Origin of the sequence: Fibrobacter sp. UWR2 (genome assembly GCF_002210285.1) — a bacterium.
Lineage (GTDB): Bacteria > Fibrobacterota > Fibrobacteria > Fibrobacterales > Fibrobacteraceae > Fibrobacter.
On the sequence record NZ_MWQE01000005.1, the window covers coordinates 181,073 to 201,511 of the forward strand.

Sequence of the window (20,439 nt, forward strand, 5' to 3'; positions counted from 1 at the left end):
CGAGGTTTTTTCTATATTTGAGCCCGCAATTAATCAGCCTTGGAGAACAAATCGAAAAGGCATAAAAAAGAGACAAAATCATGGGAAAATCACTCTATCAGAAGATTTTTGAAAGCCACACGGTAGCAAAGCTCCCGAGCGGCCAGTGCCAGCTCTTTATCGGGCTCCACCTCTGCCACGAAGTCACGAGCCCGCAGGCTTTTGCGCAGCTCCGCGAAGAAGGCCAGAAGGTGCTGTTCCCGGAACGCACTTTCGCCACGGTCGACCACATTATCCCGACCACCTTCCCGGAACGCAACCGCCCGCTCAAGGACGGCATTTCCGAAGAGATGTTCTCCCACATTGAAAACAACACCAAGAACAACGGCATCAAGTTCTTTGGCCCCGCTACCGCCGAACAGGGCGTTATCCACATCGTGGGCCCCGAAGAAGGCGTGACCCAGCCGGGTATGACCGTTGCCTGCGGTGACTCTCACACGGCAACACACGGTGCCTTCGGTGCTATCGCATTCGGTATCGGCACAAGCCAGGTGGCAGACGTTTTGGCCACCCAGACGCTCGCCATGAGCCCGCTCAAGACTCGCCGCATCAAGTTCACCGGCAAGCTCAAGCCGGGTGTGACCGCCAAGGATGTCGCCCTCGCCTACATCGCCAAGCTTGGCGTGAACGGTGGCGTTGGCTACGCTTACGAATTTGCAGGCCCGGTCATCGAAGAAATGGGCATGGAAGGCCGTATGACGGTCTGCAACATGGCTATCGAAGGCGGCGCCCGCGTCGGTTACTGCAACCCCGACGAAAAGACTTTCGAATACCTCAAGGGCCGTCCGTACGCCCCGAAGGCCGACAAGTGGGACGAAGCAGTCGCTTACTGGAAGTCCGTTGCTACCGACGCCGACGCCCAGTTTGACGACGAAGTTGAAATCAACTGCGACAACCTCGAACCGATGGTCACCTGGGGTATCACTCCGGCTCAGGCCATCCCGCTCAACGGCAACATGCCGAAGATTAGCGAATTCGAAGGCAGCGAAAAGAAGGTCATCTCCGAAGCTTATGAATACATGGGCTGGGAAGAAGGTTCCAAGATGATTGGCCGCCCCATCGATATCGCGTTCGTGGGTAGCTGCACCAACGGCCGCCTCAGCGACTTGCAGGCCGCCGCCGAAATCATCAAGGGCCACAAGGTCGCCCCGACCGTGAAGATGTGGGTCGTTCCGGGCTCCATGAAGATCAAGGTGGAAGCCGAAGCTCTCGGTCTCGACAAGATTTTCAAGGAAGCCGGTGCCGAATGGCGCGAAGCGGGCTGCTCGCTCTGCCTCGCCATGAACCCGGACAAGCTCAAGGGCCGCCAGGTGAGCGCAAGCTCCAGCAACCGTAACTTCAAGGGCCGTCAGGGCAGCCCCTCGGGCCGCACCATCCTCATGAGCCCCGCCATGGTGGCCGCTGCCGCCATCGAAGGCTGTGTCACCGACGTCCGCAAGTACATCAAGTAACGCAAGGAGATTTAAAAAATGAATTCTATCGACATTGTTAAAGGTTCCGGCGTTCCTGTACGCGGCAACGACATCGACACTGACCGTATCATCCCGGCACGCTTCCTCAAGTGCGTCACGTTCGAAGGCCTCGGCGACAACGCCTTTGCCGACGATATCGCTGGCCTCGCCGCCCAGGGCAAGGTCCACCCGTTCCGCGATCCGGCCTACAAGAACGGTTCCATCCTCGTTTCGAACCAGAACTTCGGTTGCGGTTCCAGCCGTGAACACGCACCGCAGGCTCTCAAGCGTTGGGGCATCCGCGCCATCATCGCCGAAAGCTACTCCGAAATCTTCTTCGGTAACTGCGTTGCCATTGGCGTGCCTTGCTACAAGGTGAGCCACGAAGTGGCCGACAAGATTCTCGCCTGGATCGAAGCACACCCGAGTGAAGAACTAGTGACGAGCACCGAAAGCCGCACGCTCAAGATGGGCGACGAAACCATCGAGCTCACGCTTGCCGACGGCCCCCGCGGTCAGTTCCTCGACGGCTCCTGGCACGCACGCTCCGCCCTCATGGCCAACGCCGACAAGGTGCAGGAACTCGCCAGCAAGCTGCCGTATATGCAGTTCCTTAAGTAATTGTAAAGTGTCATCCTGAGCGAAGCAACGCTAGTTGCGTAGTCGAAGGATCTAAAGCATTACAAAGCGCCCGGTTCAAAACCGAGCGCTTTGTTGTTTGTAAAAACAAAATGCTTGCACCCCCTCATAAATAAAGGTATATTCAATAAAGTTTTAACAGGGATACAGGTTTGTCATGAACAATTTAGGGGCTAAACACATATTATGCTGGATGCTTTTCAGCATGCTCATGTCCATCATCCCCGTAATAAGTCTTTGGGGGTACAAAACGGGACACGAGGACTTCCTCGCTCTTATCCTTTTCCTCGCTGCAATTGCAGAACTGCTAGCCATTCCCTTAAGCCTGCTGAATTTATTTCTTTTCAAAAAGAATCTCAGCATCAAGGCCGCCAAGCGGATTGCCACCATCCCCCTTGGGCTCTGCATTGTCTGCTCCACAATACTTCTCATGTACAGCATTGTTATCTTTTATGACGGCAATTCTTCCGTAATCATAACATCGGTTGCAACAATGCTTCAACTTTTCGTAGCAATCATTGCGATTAGCTGGTTTAGGAACAAAATTGAGGAACTGTATACTCATTTATGAGCCGAGGTTTGTCATGAACAATTTAAAGGCCAAACACATACTTGGTTGGATGATTTTTTGCATGATTATGCCAATCATTCCCGTAGTAAGTTATTTTGTATTTTTAGATCACTCGCAAATGAGAGATGGAGGCCTATTATTAATCTATCCTGGACTTGCAGTACTACTCGTCATCCCATTGAGTCTGCTGAATTTATTCCTTTTCAAGAAAAATCTAAATACCGATGTGGCCAAACGGATTGCAACAATTCCCTTTGGGTTCAGCATCGTTTGCTCAGGGACACTTTTCTATATAATGATTCGGTTTATTTTGAGCAGCAATTACGGTGCCACCTTCATGCCGGTATTCATCACCGCCATTTATCATGTTATTGCATTCAAGGCGATTTTCTGGTTCAGGAATAAAATTGATCAGAACGCATCAACCGACTCCTGATTTCAACCCATGTTCACCTCCCCCATCAACAACATTCTCGTAGAAAAGGCAAAACGCCAAATGCACTTGCGCAACGGCGAGAATATCGTCAAGACGTACAGGATTTCGCTGGGCAAGAATCCCGTGGGAGCGAAGGTCAAATCCGGAGACAACAAGACGCCCGAGGGCAATTACACCATCGAGTGGCATAATCCTAAAAGCAAGTTTCATTTATCGCTGAAGATTTCGTACCCGAACGCAGAGCAAATCAAGGCCGCAAAAGAAGGCAACTACGAGCTCGGCGGCGACATCATGATCCACGGCTACCCGAACAAGGTTCCTGCATTCCTCTTTAAATTCTGGCACAAGTGGAAAGACTGGACTGCCGGCTGCATCGCCGTCACGAACGACGAAATCGAGGAAATCTACGACGCCGTCAAGGACGGAACTCCAATAACCATTCTGCCATAGCGTTTCTGCAAATCTTTTTTATATTATAATCATGCCAAGATTTACACACATAATCCTAGCCCTCGGCCTTTTGATGATTCCTGCAAAGACGTTTGCGTCGGACTTCTTTGTGTATCCCCATGGCATTTCCGTTGGAGCCGGTTCGGACATGCTATCCGTAGCATTCGACTGGACAACCTCATATTCTCGAATCATCAAACGCACCAATGACGAGTTGATAACACACGATTTTTGGTGGGCAGTCAGGACACGCTACTTTTACGATTCTGATGAAGAACAATCGTGTATTTTCTTACAGCCAAACGTGCACTACTTATTAAAAATCTTCATCCTCGATTTGGCGTTAGGGCCAGAAATAGGATGGAAGGAAGATACCGGTTTTGACTACGGAGGGTCAGCACGGATAGGATTTTTGAGTATCGCCTATATTGAATTCGGATATTTGTTCAATTCAGACAAGACATACGCCCAGTTCCTACTCAATGTGCCATTAGGCCCCCTCTTTAGCTTATTTATGCCGTAACGAGCCTTTCCCCCTACCCCATATACTTTGACTTATACCCGTGGTTTTCCTTGGGGCGCAGGTCGTTGGGGTACATCACATCGGTGTAGATGTCCTCCTGCAGTTGCTTCACGAGCTTGTACACCTCTGCATAATCGGCGACGCTGTCGATGGAAATGCCCGCGTTGGTAGAAGTCCTACGCCCATTCATCGTTGCGGGATTGGCCTGCGCGGAGGTCGTGATGATGTCGCCCACGCCAAACCACTGGTCAAAAATGCCGCGGTGCAGGTCCACGTGCGAAAGTTCCGCGAACGGCTTTGACTTGTATGTCCTGGCGAAAATGCCGCCGGAGGCATAGATGGCCTTGTCCGTGACGATGTAGGCCGTATTGCGGTACCGCCGGAACGAGAGCAGAGCCCCGCCCAGATAGAGCCAGACCGGCATCAGGTGGAGCAGCATAAAGGGCACCATGAAGAATGCCATGTTTTCAGACTTGTCAGCCGTAAACGCAGCCCCAATAACGCCAAAATCTATAGCAGCCCAAATCGCAGCAAACGGGAGCAGCGGATTGAAAATGCATTCGAAGATGAAGCACGTCTTGTCCGGCTTGCCGGCATAAAGGATCTTTTCATCCTTCCCTATCAAAAGCGTCAGTTCGTTATCCATGTGCACCCCTTAGGTAAAAAGTCCATAGATGAAACGCAGTTCGTCCAACTGTCTAATTATAAAAAAATGTGAGCGTACGCACAAAGACAGGCCTTTTTACCGGATGAATTTTATGAAAAACAGCCCGAATAACGTATATTCAAAATAGGTGGTTCCCATGAAACCGAATCTGTTGCCCAATTTGCTCTTCTTGCTTTCCTTGAGCCTGCTTGCCGCAGGCTGTTCGCAGGTTGTCTCTAACCCTGCCAAAGGTGAACTCGATGACGACGGTTTCTACTACACCGATGTCGACTGGGTATTTTCGGAATGGACTCTTCCTGAATATTTCCACGCCGAATTTTTCGATTCCGTAAAATACCTCCCCCCACCCGAAGAGAATATCATCCCTATTCCGGATGACGGTTGGTGGCTCGTCGAACTGAATGAGACTAGCAGTAAGATTTATGGAGGCTTCTTCATCGGCAGTGAAGACGGTGTTGCACGCTACATGCTTAGCATGGATAAGGTTGACGGGGAGCCTCCCCTGCTCGCACCTACGGCCGATTACTATGCAGAGGGAGAACCTATGATGGAAATAACGGCCCTGATAGAACCTATAGAATATGAGGACCGCCTATTTTATCCGATAGAATCTAGCATTCTGGATACTAGCTTTGTCTTTTCGCGCATTCGCCTGTACAACAGGGACGGAACGCCTTATCGGGATACGGTAGACAACGTGCTGGTAGTCGGCAGTAAACAGGAAACCTACTCGCTGGAATTCAGTGCGAACATCATTCTTGCAGGCAAGTATATGGGCACAAGCGACGGAGCATCCCTGGAGGAACTTGTCGAAAAGATTAGGGATCGCCTGAACAAGGCGCTCAACCCGGGCGGCGTGAACGTGAAGGAACTCAATATCCTCTATGCCAAGGATCACCCGCGTGCAGCGGACGCCTTCCCCGAATCAGAACAGTTTGTCGTCGATAGGGATGCATCCTTGGATGCCCTAGACTTACTTGCCAAATGGCCCGGTCACGAAGGCGAGATAAGTTTCGTCCTGGGGTACTATGTACAGGACGATTCGGACGAAGACGGTGCGGTTGCCGGTTTCTCGGCTTCTCCTGGAGCAATTTATAACGGAGATTCCGATAGTTTTGCCGACATTATTGTCATTTCCTCACATATAAAAAATGGACGGTGGAATGAAGACCTCTCCAGCACGGGAGTTGCGAACACGGCCATTCATGAACTGGGCCATTTCTTTGGGCTCAGCCACACCACGGAATTTGGCGGTTACGCATTCGACAATCTGGACGACACTCCGGAATGCCCGGACTTGCAGAATAGCGAGCAGCGCATGAACAAGTGCCCGGACCGGCATTACCTCATGTTCCCGAAGGAACCGCTGGACTGGGAATATTCGACATTTACGCCGCAACAGATGGATGTTATCCGCCAGTACCTTTCGATGCACCAGCATAAATAAACAAAAATCCCGGCAAATACTGTGTACCTGCCGGGAATATTGAATAAATTAGTCACTGCTAGAACAAACTAGCCGAGGCGCTTGTTGACTTCGTCCCAGTTGACGATGCTCCAGAGCGCCTTGAGGTAGTCCGGACGGCGGTTACGGTAGTCGATGTAGTAGGCATGTTCCCAGACGTCGAACGTGAGGAGCGGCTTGAGGCCCTTGGTGAGCGGGTTTTGGGCGTTGCCTTCCTGCGTAATCACGAGCTTGCCGCTTGCATCGGCGGAGAGCCAGACCCAGCCGGAACCGAAGAGGCCCGCACCCTTCGCCTGGAATTCTTCCTGGAACTTCTCGAAGGAGCCGAAATCGCGTGCGATGGCTTCCGCGATCTTACCGGTCGGGGCGTTGCCGGACTTCGGGACGGCAAACTGCAAGAAATACATGGAGTGGTTCAGGAACTGGCCCGCGTTGTTGAAAACGCCGCCTTCGGCAGTCTTCACGATGTCTTCGAGGGACTTGCCTTCGAAGGCGCTGCCCGGAAGCGCCGCGTTCAAGTTGTTCAGGTAGGTCTGCAGGTGCTTGCCGTAGTGGAACTCGATGGTTTCGGCGCTGAGGGCCGGGGCCAGGTCCGCCGCTGCATACGGGAGGGCGGGCATTTCAAATTTTCCGTTTTTCTGTTCGGTCATGGTGTCTCCTTTTCGCGGCTACGCCGCGGTGTGAGGTGTAAAATCAATTAAATGCTTGTTTCTATATAGTCTCGTCTAAACGTGCCGTTGCCGAGCAGGATGTCGATGGGCAACTTCTTGAATTCATATTCGTAGGGCGGCTGCTTCCAGGCGAAATCGTTCGGGTACTCGTTGAAGATGTACTGCAAGAGCTTCACCGCCATATCGAAACTGCGGAACTTGTCGCGGTCGAGCACGTGAATCTGCGCTCCCCCGCAAATCTGGCCTGCGCCCTTGTGGAACGTGGGCTGGAAGTAGTTCTCGCGGAAGTACACGCCGGGCAAATTCAATCCGTTCATGTACTTGCAGAGCTTGACAGCATCGATAAACGGTGCGCCGAAAATCTCGAAGGGGCGCGTGGTGCCGCGGCCTTCGCTCACGTTGGTTGCCTCGAACAGACACATGCCGGGGTAAACGATGGCGGTATCGAGCGTGGGCATGTTCGGGCTCGGCAGAATCCACGGGAGCCCTGTCTGGTCGTACCACATTTTCTTGTCGTAGCCTTCCATCTCGAGCACGTAGAGTTCGCACTTGGGGAAGCGCTCTTCCTTGAACTGCACCGCCAGTTCGCCGATGGTCTTCGCGTGGCGCGTGCGGATGCTGTGCAGGCCCACGAAACTCGTGTAGTTCAGGTCCAAGATCGGGCCTTCCTCGTCGATACAGTTGATGGGGTTCGGGCGGTCCACCACGATGACGGGGATTCCGGCCTTCTCGCAGGCCTTCATGCACAGGAAAAGTGTCCAGATAAACGTGTAGTAGCGTGCACCGACATCCTGCAGGTCTACGAGCATCATGTCCACGTGGCTGAGCATTTCGGGGGTGGGTTCACGGTGTTCGCCGTACAGGCTATAGACGGGAATTCCCAGTTCGGGGTCGGTGTAGCCTTCCCACTCGATCATGTTGTCCTGGGTGTGGCCCTTGATGCCGTGCTGCGGGCCAAAAAGCGCAGAAAGCTTGAAGAGCTTGCCGTCGTATTCCTTGAGGAGGTCGAGGGTATAGTGCAGGTCCGGGAGGACGGATGCCGGGTGAAGGACCGCGCCGAGGCGCTTGCCTTTAAGATTTTCGGGGAAGACTTTTTCAAAACGTGAAAGTGCAAGTGAAACCATAATACCCAAATAATATAAAAAAAGGGGGGGGCGGCGAACCCCTTTGTTGCGGGTGACAAACATTTTTGCAAAAAAAGCACCTTTTTGAAAAAATGTCAGTAAAGTGACATTTTAGTTTTGTATCTTTGTTGCCGTAACAAAACAAGGACTAATTATGGCTTATTTAAACAAAGTGATGCTCATTGGCAATATTGGTAAGGACCCCGAAGTTCGCATGAGCCAGACCGGTGGACGCAAGCGCGTCTCCTTCTCCCTCGCAACAAGCCGCCGCTACCGCGACAACAATGGCGAACAGAAGGAACAGACTGACTGGCACAACATTGTCGGCTGGGGCAAGATTGCCGATATCGTCGAACAGCTCGGCATCCGCAAGGGCATGAGCCTCTACGTGGAAGGTTCCCTCACCAACCGCAGCTGGACCGACCAGAACGGTCAGAAGCGTTACGCTACCGAAGTCAACATGGACACCTTCCAGCTCCTGACCCCGCGTGGCCAGGGCGGCGCTCCCAGCGCAGGCCAGGGTTCCTACAACCAGTCGAACAGCTACGCCCCCGCCCAGAACTCGGCTCCCGTCTACGATGCCCCGATGGATGGTGACGGCGACGACCTGCCGTTCTAATAGTACTGTCCTATGAACCAGGACGTAGCCAATATTGCATTGATGTTCGTGCTCCCGCTCGGGATTACGTTTATAACTATTCTCCAGTCTGCGGCAGCCGAACGCAATACGCATAAGATTGCAGGTGCAATCCTCTCGTTCTTCATCATCGTGATGGATTGCCTGTTCTACTTTACCAAGAATTCCTTCATCAGCTACAATGCCGATGGAGGGCTTCTCCTTGCATTTGCGAGTCTTGCTCTTTTTGGTGTCCTTTATACCATCCGTAGTGAAGACATCCCGGCAAAGGTCGCAAACACCCTGTTTACCGTGTTCATGCTTGCCGCATTCATCGGGATTGCGTACTGGGAAAGGCCTACCCTGCTGGTCGCAAGCGAATACTCGCCTGCCGAGATTGCTGCCCAGAACGCGAAGTACCAGGACTACATCGCCTCGTTCCAGAACGGAGACGGCGGTAAGTGGGTCGAATCGCCCAAGGTTGTCCGTAAGGATGCTGCAAGCCAGGGCGATAACCGGGCTCCGAAGAACCCCCTGTCTGAAGCTTCGTTGGCGCGTCTCGAAAAATACATCGATGAATGCAATAAGGTTATCGAACGCATGAACGCGATTATTGCAAACATCGAAGATTTCGACCTGCTCCCTGCAAACATCGACGAATCGGCTCGTGAGGCGAAGAGTCAGCAGGCGCTTGCCATTAACAACAAGGCGACGGCGCTCAACAAGAAGACCCTCGGGCTTTTCCACCCGCATGAATCGAGCGAGGCCCATTCCGAAATTATACAGGCGACAGAGAGCCTTAGACTGGCAGCATACTCGCTTTATACATACACGCTGCAGGAGGATGCAGGCGAACAGGTCAAGCAGTACTCGCAGTGCAGAAGCCAGATTGCCCAGGCCAAGAACTTCCTGGCTCGTTTCTGGAACGATATCGAAAATTTGAAAACAAACTATCAACCTCAACAAGAAGCAAATTAAAGGTTAAACTATGATTCGCAACGTAGCCATCATGGGTGCCACTGGCGCCGTAGGCCAAGAAATCCTCTCCATCCTCGAAGAGCGCAATTTCCCGCTGCAGAGCCTGAAGCTCCTCGCCTCCGAACGTAGCGCTGGCAAGGAATTCAAGTTCAAGGGCGAAACGCTCAAGTGCGAAGTCCTGAACAAGGATTCCTTCAAGGGTATCGACCTGGTGCTCAGCTCCGCCGGTGCCGCGATTTCCCAGGAATTCGCCCCCATCGCCGTCGAGAACGGCGCCGTGGTCGTCGACAACACGAGCTTCTTCCGCATGGACCCGAAGGTCCCGCTGGTCGTTCCGGAAGTGAACCCCGAAGACATCAAGCTCTACAAGGCTGAAAACGGCGGCAAGGGCATTATCGCCAACCCGAACTGCACGACCATCATGATGGTCGTGGTGCTCAACCCCATCGAGAAGATTTCTCACATCAAGAAGATTCACATTTCTTCTTACCAGAGCGCGAGCGGCGCAGGTGCCATCGCCATGGAAGAACTCAAGCAGCAGTACAAGGACATCATCGAGACGGGTACCACCACGCACATCGCGAAGTTCCCGTTCCAGCTCGCGTACAACGTGATTCCGCAGATCGACAAGATGACGGAAAACGACTACACGAAGGAAGAAATGAAAATGTTCAACGAAACGCGCAAGATCATGCACTCCGACGTCCGTACGAGCGCTACCTGCGTGCGCGTGAGTTCTCTCCGTTCCCACTCTGAATCCGTGTGGTTCGAAACGGAACGTCCGGTTTCTGTCGAAGAAATCCGTAACGCCCTCAAGAACGCCCCGGGCGTGACCCTCAAGGACGACCCGCAGAACTACGTCTATCCCATGCCGCTCGAAAGTGCCGGCAAGGACAACGTGTTCGTTGGCCGTATCCGCAAGGACCTCGCCGACGACAACAGCAACACGCTGTGGCTCACCGGTGACCAGATCCGCAAGGGCGCTGCCTTGAACGCTGTTCAAATCGGTGAGATACTTGCTAAGGGTGTGTAATTAAAGATGTCATCCCCGCGAAGGCGGGCGGACAGCACTTAGCACTTTAGCGCTTAGTGCGCATGGCCACCAAGGTGGGGATCTTCTATTACAAGCATCAAAAAGCCGTCCCGCAAAGGACGGCTTTTTAAATACCTAATTTGCATCATCAGTCACGCACACAGCGGATTGGGTAGCACCTTTGTTTTATATACCGCATGTCTCTTAGAATATAGAGCGTATCTGGTGCTGTGCTGAAGTCATGCGCATACATTTCATATACGGCAGTATCCAATTTTAATTCAACCCTCTTTGCAAAATAAACACTTTCAGCAATTGAATCCAACTGTATATAGCCTGTGGGCAGCAGGTTTAATCCAGTTTCATTTGTACCAGAATAATTTGTATTCCTATTAAATCCACTTGAATCCAAAGACCAGAACTGCGTAGATTGCCAACCGGACGTCGAGGGGTAAATTCTGCTTAAATTGTCCATGTCCGATTCTTTGGGAAGGCGCCATCCTTCGGGGCAGATGTCATCGGTATGCGCATCACAATAGAACCGTCCAAAGACATTGCAGGAATCCCCTTGCACTATGATTTCAGACGATTCCTCATACGCGCAAAAACTGGAATCCGCCACAAATCTCAGGTTGTCCACCATCCATTCAGTATTACCGACGGACACTGTGCGGTAGGCATTGCCATCCCTTGAATCAACAACTTCTCCATAACGTTGGACATGCTTATCCTTGATGCAGCGAACATCACCATTTTTCAGCGAATAGCCTGTAACACGGCCAAACAAGTACGGAAGGGTGTCGTTGCGGCCGCGATAGCCATAGTATCTAATGGATGACAAGAAAAAGTCATAAGATCCCGTATCGGGATAAAGATAGTGGTCAATTTCAAATTCCGACGAGAACATATCCTGCAGAGAGGCCCTCATCAGGTCCTTTTCATGTAAAGACGGAATATGCCAGCCGGAGGGACACAGCCCTTGCACCAGGTACGACGTATAGTCCCCTTGCAGCGCGACCTCATACCTGTACAGGCATCTCGTAGAATCTTCATTACACCTAGGTTTTAGTAAAGTGTCAGGATTGCTCGGATCCGGGCCCGTGTAGCGTAAGGGCTCGGCCATGAGTGTAAAATCCCCCACTTCTTCCGTCCGATAAGTTTTTCCATCACGTTCATCGGTCATCGAACCGTACTTGATCGGCACATCGTCCGGTTCGAACTCCTTGACACAACGGGTGTAGCACAAATCATACTTTGAAAAACTCGTAAAGCTGGCCGAATCTCTCTGATTAAATACAACACAGATTGTCGCATATCCCGTCGAAGTCGAAGACGTCCTTATCTTTGTTGTCGTTCCCAAACCGACAAAATTATCTTCATAGTAATCTCCATAACCATGATGAGAACGGTACCCTGCAGGCAGAACCGCAAATCCATATTTGTCCACGCCGTTCGAATCGCCGCTCCACCCGGTCTTTGATTTCAAATAGTAGCCCGCGCTGTCGATTCCGCCAATGGACTCGAACATGCTTCTCCATTCTTTTTCGGAAGGCACGTACCACCCGTCCGGACATGACGAATTAAACGAGCCGTATTTTTTGCAATTCGATTTATCTTCGTCGTAACACAGGCCGTCGTTGTTAATGTTCTCCGCCATCCAGATTTTACCATCCAGCTTGACAGTCTTATACGTGTGACCCGTGCGAAGGTCAGTCATCGTATTGTCGTCCCTGTTGTATACCCCGTTTACGCCAGAAGAGGACGATGTCGCCTTTTGCGAGGAACTGGATTTTGCCGAAGAACTTGAGTTCGTCTTTGAAGAGGACGAGTCGTCCTTCGCAGAAGATTTTCGACCTTCGTATCCTTCAGGCTTCTCCTGGAAGGATTCGTCGTCGGAGTCCGTCAGGTCACAGCCGACAGAAAACATGCTGGACGCCATCAATGACGCCAGCAGACACCCTAAAGCCCATCTTTTGTTCATTCTCACACTCCCAGCTGGTCGGGATTCAGGCACTTGAGTTCGTCAACCACGAACAGGCCGTCCTTACGGATGAGCTTGTCGTCGAACCAGATTTCGCCGCCGCCGTATTCCGGGCGCATGATGAGCACCAGGTCCCAGTGGATGGCGGAATTGTTGCCGTTCGGGGCATCTTCGTAACACATGCCCGGCGTAAAGTGGATGGAGCCGGCAATCTTCTCGTCGAAGAGGATGTCGCACATCGGCGCGTTCACGAACGGGTTGAAACCGATGGCGAACTCGCCCACGTAGCGTGCGCCCTCGTCGGTATCGAGGATGGCGTTGAGCTGCGCGTTGTCACCTGTTTCGCAGGTGGCTTCGACAATCTTGCCCTGCTTGAACACAAGGCGGATGTTGCTGAACTGCTTGCCTTCGTAGAGCGTGGGGGTATTGTAGTGGATAACGCCCTCGATGCTCCCCTGCACCGGCGCCGTATAGACTTCGCCGTCGGGGATGTTCATGTTGCCGCAGCACGGCACCGCAGGGATTCCCTTAATGCTGAACGTGATGTCGGTATCCTTGGCGACAAGGCGCACCTTGTCCGTCTTGTTCATGAGGTCGATAAGGCTCTGTGCCGCCTTGCCCATCTTGGGATAATCAGCCAGACAAGCCTTGAAATAGAAGTCTTCGAACGCCTCGGTACTCATCTTAGCGCCCTGCGCCATGGAGGCGTTCGGCCAGCGGAGTACGCACCAGCGCGTCTTGTTCACGCGGTAATCGAGCGTTTCCTTAGTCATCTTGCGGTACATGAGCATCTTCTCGTCGCTCACGTCGCAGTTTTCCATGAAGTTGTCGGCCCCGCGGATGGCGATGTAGGCCTGCATCTTCTTCATTTCGGCAAGCGCAAGTTCCGCATCGAGCTTCATCTGCGCTTCGCTTGCAGAAAGGAGCATCTGGCGGCGCACGCGGCTCTTGGAATTGCGCACAAAGGCGTTTCCGCCCGCCTTCTCGACAGCCTTGATGAGTTCGGTAGAGACTTCGTCGGGGGTGTCTGTCGTTTCGATGAGGATGTTTTCGCCCGGCTTGAGGGCAATGGAATTGTTGATGAGATTTTCGGCAAGTTTTGTAATACGCGGATCTGTCATTTTTTCTCCATTTTATATGCGGAAATATAGAAAACCTTTATGTACCTTGTGTAAATTTTTGTTTAATCTTTTCTGTGAGGGCCATGGCGCTTATTTTGTGTACTTTTTCGGGAAAAAGTCGTTCTTCCACGCTCAATCTTTATATTTTTCACTGTGGATTTTTGCGCCACGGGTGTGCGCCACATGCCCGGGGTGTACATGATCAGATTTTTTCGAAAAAACCTAAAAATTGGAGACACACATGGCAAAAAAGATGATTGCGTGTGATGGTAACGAGGCCACCGCTAGCGTAGCATTTGCTGTTAGCGAAGTTGCGGCTATCTACCCGATTACACCGTCTAGTCCTATGGCTGAGCACGCCGACAACTGGAGTGCTGCAGGCAAGAAGAATATTTGGGGACAGGTTCCCCGCGTGTTTGAAATGCAGTCCGAAGGTGGCGCTGCCGGTACCGTTCACGGTGCTCTGCAGGCCGGTGCCCTCACCACGACCTTCACCGCATCCCAGGGTCTTCTCTTGATGATCCCGAACATGTACAAGATTGCGGGCGAACTGACCCCCACGGTCTTCCATGTGACTGCCCGTGCCCTTGCCATGCAGGGCCTTTCTATTTTCGGTGACCATTCCGACGTGATGGCCTGCCGCCAGACCGGCTTTGCCATGCTCGCCTCCAGCTGCGTGCAGGAATGCCAGGACCTCGCTCTCGTGGCCCATGCTTCTACGCTCGAAAGCCGCGTGCCCTTCATGCATTTCTTCGACGGTTTCCGTACCTCTCACGAAGTGATGAAGATCGAAGCTCTCGAAGACGGCGTTATCCGTAACGTCATCGACGAAAAGTACGTGAAGGCTTGCCGTGAACGCTGCCTCACTCCGGACCGCCCGACCATGCGCGGTACCGCACAGAACCCGGACGTTTACTTCCAGGGCCGCGAAACGGTGAACCCGTTCTACGCCAAGGTTCCGGAAATTGTCCAGAAGTACATGGACAAGGTCGCGAGCTACACCGGCCGTCAGTACCACATTGTCGATTACGTCGGTGCACCCGACGCCGACCGCGTGATCATTTCCATGGGTTCTTCGACCTGCACCATCGGTGACACCGTCAAGTACCTCAACTCCAAGGGCGAAAAGGTCGGTCTCGTGAACATCCGCCTGTACCGCCCGTTCCCGATGGAAGCCGTCGTTGCCGCTCTCCCGAAGACTGTCAAGAAGATTGCCGTCCTCGACCGCTGCAAGGAACCGGGTTCCGCTGGCGAACCGCTCTTCCAGGACGCCCTGACCGCAATCAGCGAAGCCGTGATGGCTGGCAAGATGGCCATGCCGAAGATGATCGGTGGCCGCTACGGTCTTTCCTCCAAGGAATTCACGCCGGCTATGGTCAAGGCCATTTATGACGAACTTGCCAAGGCCGACCCGAAGGCACGCTTCACCGTCGGTATCAACGACGACGTGTGCCACACAAGCCTCACCATCGACCCGAACTTCAAGCTGGAAAGCGACTTCTTCCAGGCTATGTTCTTCGGTCTGGGTTCCGACGGTACCGTGGGTGCCAACAAGAACTCCATCAAGATTATCGGTAACGAAACCGACAACTACGCACAGGGCTACTTCGTTTACGACTCCAAGAAGTCCGGCTCCATGACCACCTCTCACCTCCGTTTCGGTAAGAGCATCATCGACGCCCCGTACCTGATTGGCGAAAACGAAGCCGACTTCGTGGCATGCCACCACACTCCGCACCTGGAATCCGTGAACATGCTGAAGTACGCGAAGGATGGCGCTACCTTCCTCGTGAATACCCCGCACTCCGCCGACACCGTGTGGGATACCTTCCCGCGTCCGGTGCAGGAAGAAATCATCAAGAAGCACCTCAAGGTGTACGTGATCGACGCCTACGCCGTTGCCGCTAAGACCGGCATGGGCCGCCGCATCAACACCGTGATGCAGACCTGCTTCTTCAGCAAGCTCGGTAACGTGCTCGATGCCGAAACCGCCATCAAGTACATCAAGAAGTACGCCGAAAAGACCTACGCCAAGAAGGGTCAGGAAGTGGTCCAGAAGAACTGGGACGCTATCGACGCCTCTCTTGCTAACCTGTTCGAAGTCAAGGTTCCGTCTGCTGTCACCAGCACCAAGGAATTCCGCGCTCCGATCCACGGCGACGCTCCGAAGTTCGTGAACGAAGTCACCGCAGAAATCATCAAGGGCAACGGCGAACTCCTCCCCGTCTCCAAGATGCCTTGCGACGGCGTGTTCCCGACCGCTACCACCAAGTACGAAAAGCGCGACCTCGCCCTCAACATCCCGTCCTGGAATCCGGACGCTTGCGTGCAGTGCGGCAAGTGCGCCATGGTCTGCCCGCATGCAGCCATCCGCGTGAAGGTCGTTGACGAATCCGCCGTGAAGAACGCCCCGGAAGGCTTCAAGTACACCCCGGCCAAGGGCTTCAAGCTCGAAGGTTCCGACAAGCCGGTGTTCGCGATTTCCGTGTCCAGCTACGACTGTACGGGTTGCGGCGTCTGTACGCAGGCCTGTATCGGTAAGGACAAGACCGACGAAACCAAGAAGGCCATCAACATGGTGCCGCAGGAACCCATCAAGGTTCAGGAAGGCAAGTGCTGGGACTTCTTCGTCGACCTCCCGGAATTCGACCGTACCAAGGTCAACAAGAACCTCGTCAAGCAGGCCATGCTCCTCGAACCTCTGTTCGAATTCTCCGGCTCCTGCGCAGGCTGCGGCGAAACCGCTTACGTGCGTCTCGTTTCTCAGCTGTTCGGTGACCGCATGATTGTCGCCAACGCTACGGGTTGCTCCTCCATTTACGGCGGTAACCTCCCGACCACTCCGTGGGCAAAGAACAAGGAAGGCCGCGGTCCGGCTTGGGCCAACAGCCTCTTCGAAGACAACGCAGAATTCGGTCTCGGTATGCGCCTCGCTATCACGAAGCATGCCAAGCAGGCTCTCAGCCTCCTCGAAGCCGTGAACGTTCCTGCCGAACTCAAGGAAAAGCTCACGACCCAGGAGCAGAATGACGAAGCCGGCATCAAGGCCCAGCGTGAAAACGTCGCCGCCCTGAAGGCAGCCCTCGCCGGTGCTACCGACGAAGCTTCTGTAAGCCTCCGCGACGAATTCGCCGACTACCTCGTGAAGAAGTCCGTCTGGATCTTCGGTGGTGACGGTTGGGCATACGACATCGGTTACGGTGGTCTCGACCACGTGATGGCAACCGGCGAAAACGTGAACATCTGCGTCCTCGATACCGAAGTGTACTCCAACACCGGTGGACAGGCTTCCAAGGCCACGAACCGTGGCGCCGTCGCCCTCTTCGCTGCCGCTGGTAAGCGCGCCGGCAAGAAGGACCTCGGCCTCATCGCCATGAGCTACAAGAACGTTTACGTGGGCCGTATCGCCCTCGGTGCAAACGACGCTCAGGCCCTGAAGGTTCTTCAGGAAGCAGAAGCACACAACGGTCCGTCGCTGATCATCTGCTACTGCCCCTGCATCAACCACGGTTTCGATCTCAACAGCCAGCTTCAGCACCAGAAGATGGCCGTGGATTCCGGTTACTGGACTCTGCTCCGTTACAACCCGGCTCTCGCCGCCGAAGGAAAAGCCCCGCTTATCCTCGACTCCAAGAAGCCGACGATCCCGGTTGCAGAATACATCTACACCGAAAACCGCTACAAGCAGCTCACCCGTAACAATCCGGAAGTGGCCAAGAAGCTCGCCGACGACCTCCAGAAGGAAGTGGACGCCCGCTACGCATTCTATGATGCCATGTCTAAGGATACGGAAGGGTTGATCAGCCTGTAATCGGAAGTGTCATCCTGAGCGGAACGCCGCAAGGCGTGAAGTCGAAGGATCTCACACAAAAGACGAGTGATGAACAATCACCCGTCTTTTTTTGTGATGCCAACCGATTACAAGCAGTCTTTTATCTAAATCCGAAATGACCTGGGCGTTCCCCGGCCCGGCCCATCTAGACAATTTCCCAAATTTTATATATTTTTATTTTTGGGAAATAGAAATTCGGGAGCCGACAAATGAAACTGATTGAAAGAACAGAGTATTTGGACACATTGAAAAATGTCAGGGGTACACCCGACATCAAGGTGATAACCGGAATCCGTCGTTCCGGCAAATCAAAATTATTAGAATCCTTTGCAGAATGGATTGCAAAAAATGATAAAAAGGCAAACATCATCAAGATCAACTTCAACTTGACGAAGTTTGAAAAAATACAGAACTATTCCGCACTCGAAGAATATGCAGAACAGGCGTACAAGCCTAAAAAGACAAACTATCTGTTCATCGACGAAGTTCAACTTTGCAACTCGTTCGAAAAGGCATTGAACAGCCTTCACGCCACGGAAAAATTCGACATCTATGTAACCGGCTCAAATGCATTCCTGCTTAGTAGCGATCTGGCAACGCTCTTTACGGGTAGAACTTTTGAGATACCCGTCTTCCCGTTTTCGTTTGCGGAATACACAAAATACTACAAGCCGAAAAAAATGGAAGACTCGTTCGAATCCTACCTTAAAGAAGGGGGGATGGCGGGTTCCTTCTTATACAAGACTGAAAGCGAAAAGTTCCGTTACGTGAACGAAGATGTTTTCAACACGTTGGTTATCCGCGACATCGTCAAAAAATACAAGATTCGGAACAAGGTCTTTCTTGAAAAACTGATTGACTTTTTGATGGACAATGTCGGCAACATCACCTCCATCCGAAATGTCGCCAAGACAATCAGCACCACAGGCGACAAGACGAACCATAAAACCATAGGTTCTTACATCGATTATTTATGCAAGGCATTCGCCTTCTACAAAATCCGAAGATTCGACATTCGCGGAAAAAGATACTTGACCACGGAAGACAAATACTACTTGAGCGACCATTCGTTCCGCTACGCAAGACTCGGGACCCGCAACATGGACTACGGCCACGTGTACGAAAACATGGTTGCCATGGAATTACTTCGAAGGGGTTACCAACTTTACGTCGGAGTCCTATACAAGAAAGAAATCGACTTTGTAGCAATGAAACATGACGAAAAGCTGTATATCCAGGTATCGGACAACATCTCGGACAAGAAGACTTTTGAAAGGGAAACGGCCCCGCTGCTCGGAATAAAAGACGCATACCCCAAAATGCTCATCGCGAGAACAAACCACGAAACGACCCAGTACGAAGGAATCAGAATCGTCGATGTCTCAAGATGGCTTCTTGGCATGGATTAGCCCCCAACGGATTAAGCCCTTCCTTGGGCGTTCCCCGTCCCGCGGGGCCGGGGCGGGTGCTGCTCGCCTCTCGTCACCCCGGACCTGATCCGGGGTCGGCTCATCGAGCCTTGCCGCTCTGTCACCCTGGACCCTGGAGCGAAGCGATAGGGGATAGGGTCCACGGCAAGTCTCGCCACCGCACGGCGGTGCGACGCCCCCTAACGCAGAAGCAATGTGAAATGTGAAGTGTGAAGTGTGGGGTGTGGAATGATTATTCGACGGCAGCCATGAGTAGGCGCGGTTCAAGGGGTTCAATATTGAAATTTCTCTGCGAGTTTTTTTTGAAAGCTTTCTTAGACATGTTGATTATCTTGGATTTTTGTTATTGATGTAAAAATTTATTTCAACTTAATGCAGCGGACGGAATGAGCATGAAATTTTGAACTTCTTGAAGCCCCCGAGCCATCAGTATAACGCGATATAACTTGATCAAGGGCCTGAACCTTATCTTGGAAAACAGATTCCGAGGGATAAAACATGTAAAACGCTGAATCTAAATCCGCGAAACCTCTTTGATTAAAATAAGCACCCGCCCCAGTAAGAGATAGTCCGCTTTCATTGTTTCCTGTAAAATTATATTCAGAACGCAAGCCATGGACCCCATATTCCGTACTGCTTCGGGCAACTTCAAAATCATGCCGCGTCATCAAACGCCAGCCTTTTGGGCAAATTCCCTGGTGGTTTGGCTGTATAAGGTCGGCGCAACTCTTGGTATTGCAACTATCGTTGAAACCCATCATCTCCGCCCACTGGTAAAGGCCGCCGTAACGGTCGCACTTGGTGGTGTCGTCGTTGTAGCAGTAGCGTTCGATTTTCGTGTCGTCGGTCATGTTTTCGCCAGCCTTCAAGGTGACATCGGCGATATTCAAGTTCTGTGCCATAACGTCTATGGTATCCTTGACACCATCTTCATCTTTGCCCATGATTGTCAGGTAATAATAGACACGGCCATTGCGCGAGTCAGTAAATGTCTTGTAGCGCTCTTCCTCAAACTTTTTCAAAGGCAGAGTTTGGTCGAACGGTTCATAGGGCCCAGAACTGGAACTTTCCGTAGGCACATAAAGCACATATCGTCCATCCACACACAAATATATTTTTCCCGTATTTCCATCTGAAAGTATGCCTTCACAGGGCAACCCAACATAGTCGGTTATTTCACTCGAAGACGAACTCACCGACGAACTGGACTTACCCTTGTTACTACTAGAAGAATCATCTGTCTTTACGGAACTTGAACTCTTGGAGTCAGATGAATTCTTTGTTTCTTTCGCGGAACTGCTCGATACATCGGCAGGATCTGAATCCTTGACACTACTCGAAGACTTGTCTTTTTCCGTATTTTCGTTACTAGACCCATTCGACTCCGCTGACGCTCCGCTCAGGGTGACACT

Annotated in this window: 20 protein-coding genes; 13 read left to right on the top strand and 7 right to left on the bottom strand. The window is 52.3% G+C overall.

Going from position 1 to position 20,439, the window contains the following annotated elements; all coding sequences use genetic code 11:
* The first annotated feature begins 80 nt into the window (after positions 1–80).
* The 6 genes from leuC to B7994_RS09100 all read left to right on the top strand — a co-directional run bounded on the left by leuC (position 81) and on the right by B7994_RS09100 (position 4,109).
* Positions 81–1,490, top strand: coding sequence for a 3-isopropylmalate dehydratase large subunit (leuC, locus tag B7994_RS09075; RefSeq protein ID WP_088638134.1), 1,410 nt, complete (start codon positions 81–83; stop codon positions 1,488–1,490).
* An 18-nt stretch (positions 1,491–1,508) separates the two neighbouring features.
* Entirely contained in the window at positions 1,509–2,111 is a 603-nt protein-coding gene (locus B7994_RS09080) for a 3-isopropylmalate dehydratase small subunit 2 (protein ID WP_072978188.1), read from the top strand.
* Positions 2,112–2,322: 211 nt separating this feature from the next.
* Positions 2,323–2,700 (top strand): hypothetical protein, encoded by a 378-nt coding sequence (locus tag B7994_RS14090; protein WP_158213114.1) that lies wholly within the window; start codon positions 2,323–2,325, stop codon positions 2,698–2,700.
* Between the two features lie 13 nt (positions 2,701–2,713).
* Complete coding sequence (locus B7994_RS09090) at positions 2,714–3,136, top strand: hypothetical protein (RefSeq protein ID WP_088638136.1); 423 nt, start codon at positions 2,714–2,716, stop codon at positions 3,134–3,136.
* A 9-nt stretch (positions 3,137–3,145) separates the two neighbouring features.
* Positions 3,146–3,586, top strand: coding sequence for a murein L,D-transpeptidase family protein (locus tag B7994_RS09095; RefSeq protein ID WP_088638137.1), 441 nt, complete (start codon positions 3,146–3,148; stop codon positions 3,584–3,586).
* A 31-nt stretch (positions 3,587–3,617) separates the two neighbouring features.
* On the top strand, positions 3,618–4,109 hold the full coding sequence (locus B7994_RS09100; protein WP_088638138.1) for a hypothetical protein: 492 nt from the start codon (positions 3,618–3,620) through the stop codon (positions 4,107–4,109).
* Positions 4,110–4,122: 13 nt separating this feature from the next.
* Here the strand turns inward: B7994_RS09100 and B7994_RS09105 are convergent, their stop codons facing one another.
* Positions 4,123–4,755: a PH domain-containing protein gene (locus B7994_RS09105; protein ID WP_088638139.1), complete on the bottom strand. Its 633-nt coding sequence runs from the start codon at positions 4,753–4,755 to the stop codon at positions 4,123–4,125.
* A 157-nt stretch (positions 4,756–4,912) separates the two neighbouring features.
* Here B7994_RS09105 and B7994_RS09110 point away from each other — a divergent pair, with 157 nt between their 5' ends.
* Positions 4,913–6,223, top strand: a complete 1,311-nt coding sequence (locus tag B7994_RS09110; protein WP_088638140.1) for a M43 family zinc metalloprotease — start codon at positions 4,913–4,915, stop codon at positions 6,221–6,223.
* A gap of 68 nt (positions 6,224–6,291) precedes the next feature.
* On the opposite strand, the gene B7994_RS09115 is transcribed toward B7994_RS09110, so the two are convergent.
* The gene (locus B7994_RS09115; RefSeq protein WP_088638141.1) at positions 6,292–6,891 is read right to left on the bottom strand and encodes a superoxide dismutase; all 600 of its coding nucleotides are present in this window, start codon (positions 6,889–6,891) and stop codon (positions 6,292–6,294) included.
* Positions 6,892–6,938: 47 nt separating this feature from the next.
* Positions 6,939–8,036: an exo-beta-N-acetylmuramidase NamZ domain-containing protein gene (locus B7994_RS09120; protein ID WP_088638162.1), complete on the bottom strand. Its 1,098-nt coding sequence runs from the start codon at positions 8,034–8,036 to the stop codon at positions 6,939–6,941.
* Between the two features lie 154 nt (positions 8,037–8,190).
* Here B7994_RS09120 and B7994_RS09125 point away from each other — a divergent pair, with 154 nt between their 5' ends.
* From B7994_RS09125 to B7994_RS09135, 3 genes are read left to right on the top strand one after another with little or no spacing between them, the layout of a single operon-like run.
* On the top strand, positions 8,191–8,655 hold the full coding sequence (locus B7994_RS09125) for a single-stranded DNA-binding protein (protein ID WP_088638142.1): 465 nt from the start codon (positions 8,191–8,193) through the stop codon (positions 8,653–8,655).
* Between the two features lie 12 nt (positions 8,656–8,667).
* On the top strand, positions 8,668–9,630 hold the full coding sequence (locus tag B7994_RS09130) for a hypothetical protein (RefSeq protein WP_088638143.1): 963 nt from the start codon (positions 8,668–8,670) through the stop codon (positions 9,628–9,630).
* A gap of 10 nt (positions 9,631–9,640) precedes the next feature.
* Positions 9,641–10,663 (top strand): aspartate-semialdehyde dehydrogenase, encoded by a 1,023-nt coding sequence (locus B7994_RS09135; protein ID WP_088638144.1) that lies wholly within the window; start codon positions 9,641–9,643, stop codon positions 10,661–10,663.
* Between the two features lie 148 nt (positions 10,664–10,811).
* Here B7994_RS09135 and B7994_RS09140 read toward each other — a convergent pair whose 3' ends face one another.
* Together B7994_RS09140 and B7994_RS09145 are read right to left on the bottom strand one after the other, a co-directional pair.
* Positions 10,812–12,602 carry an FISUMP domain-containing protein gene (locus B7994_RS09140; protein ID WP_158213115.1) on the bottom strand — a complete coding sequence of 597 codons (1,791 nt, stop codon included), beginning with the start codon at positions 12,600–12,602 and terminating at the stop codon, positions 10,812–10,814.
* A 44-nt stretch (positions 12,603–12,646) separates the two neighbouring features.
* Positions 12,647–13,765 (bottom strand): aminopeptidase, encoded by a 1,119-nt coding sequence (locus B7994_RS09145; protein ID WP_088638146.1) that lies wholly within the window; start codon positions 13,763–13,765, stop codon positions 12,647–12,649.
* Between the two features lie 241 nt (positions 13,766–14,006).
* Between B7994_RS09145 and nifJ the strand changes: the two genes are divergently transcribed.
* Together nifJ and B7994_RS09155 are read left to right on the top strand one after the other, a co-directional pair.
* Entirely contained in the window at positions 14,007–17,576 is a 3,570-nt protein-coding gene (nifJ, locus tag B7994_RS09150; RefSeq protein ID WP_088638147.1) for a pyruvate:ferredoxin (flavodoxin) oxidoreductase, read from the top strand.
* Between the two features lie 230 nt (positions 17,577–17,806).
* Positions 17,807–19,006, top strand: a complete 1,200-nt coding sequence (locus B7994_RS09155) for an ATP-binding protein (RefSeq protein ID WP_088638148.1) — start codon at positions 17,807–17,809, stop codon at positions 19,004–19,006.
* A 253-nt stretch (positions 19,007–19,259) separates the two neighbouring features.
* Here the strand turns inward: B7994_RS09155 and B7994_RS14465 are convergent, their stop codons facing one another.
* Positions 19,260–19,349, bottom strand: coding sequence for an LEPR-XLL domain-containing protein (locus B7994_RS14465; protein WP_088638149.1), 90 nt, complete (start codon positions 19,347–19,349; stop codon positions 19,260–19,262).
* Positions 19,350–19,386: 37 nt separating this feature from the next.
* Entirely contained in the window at positions 19,387–20,049 is a 663-nt protein-coding gene (locus B7994_RS14095; protein ID WP_158213116.1) for an FISUMP domain-containing protein, read from the bottom strand.
* A gap of 193 nt (positions 20,050–20,242) precedes the next feature.
* Between B7994_RS14095 and B7994_RS14265 the strand changes: the two genes are divergently transcribed.
* The coding region (locus tag B7994_RS14265) for a hypothetical protein (RefSeq protein ID WP_233143137.1) at positions 20,243–20,439 on the top strand (197 nt) is incomplete at its 3' end.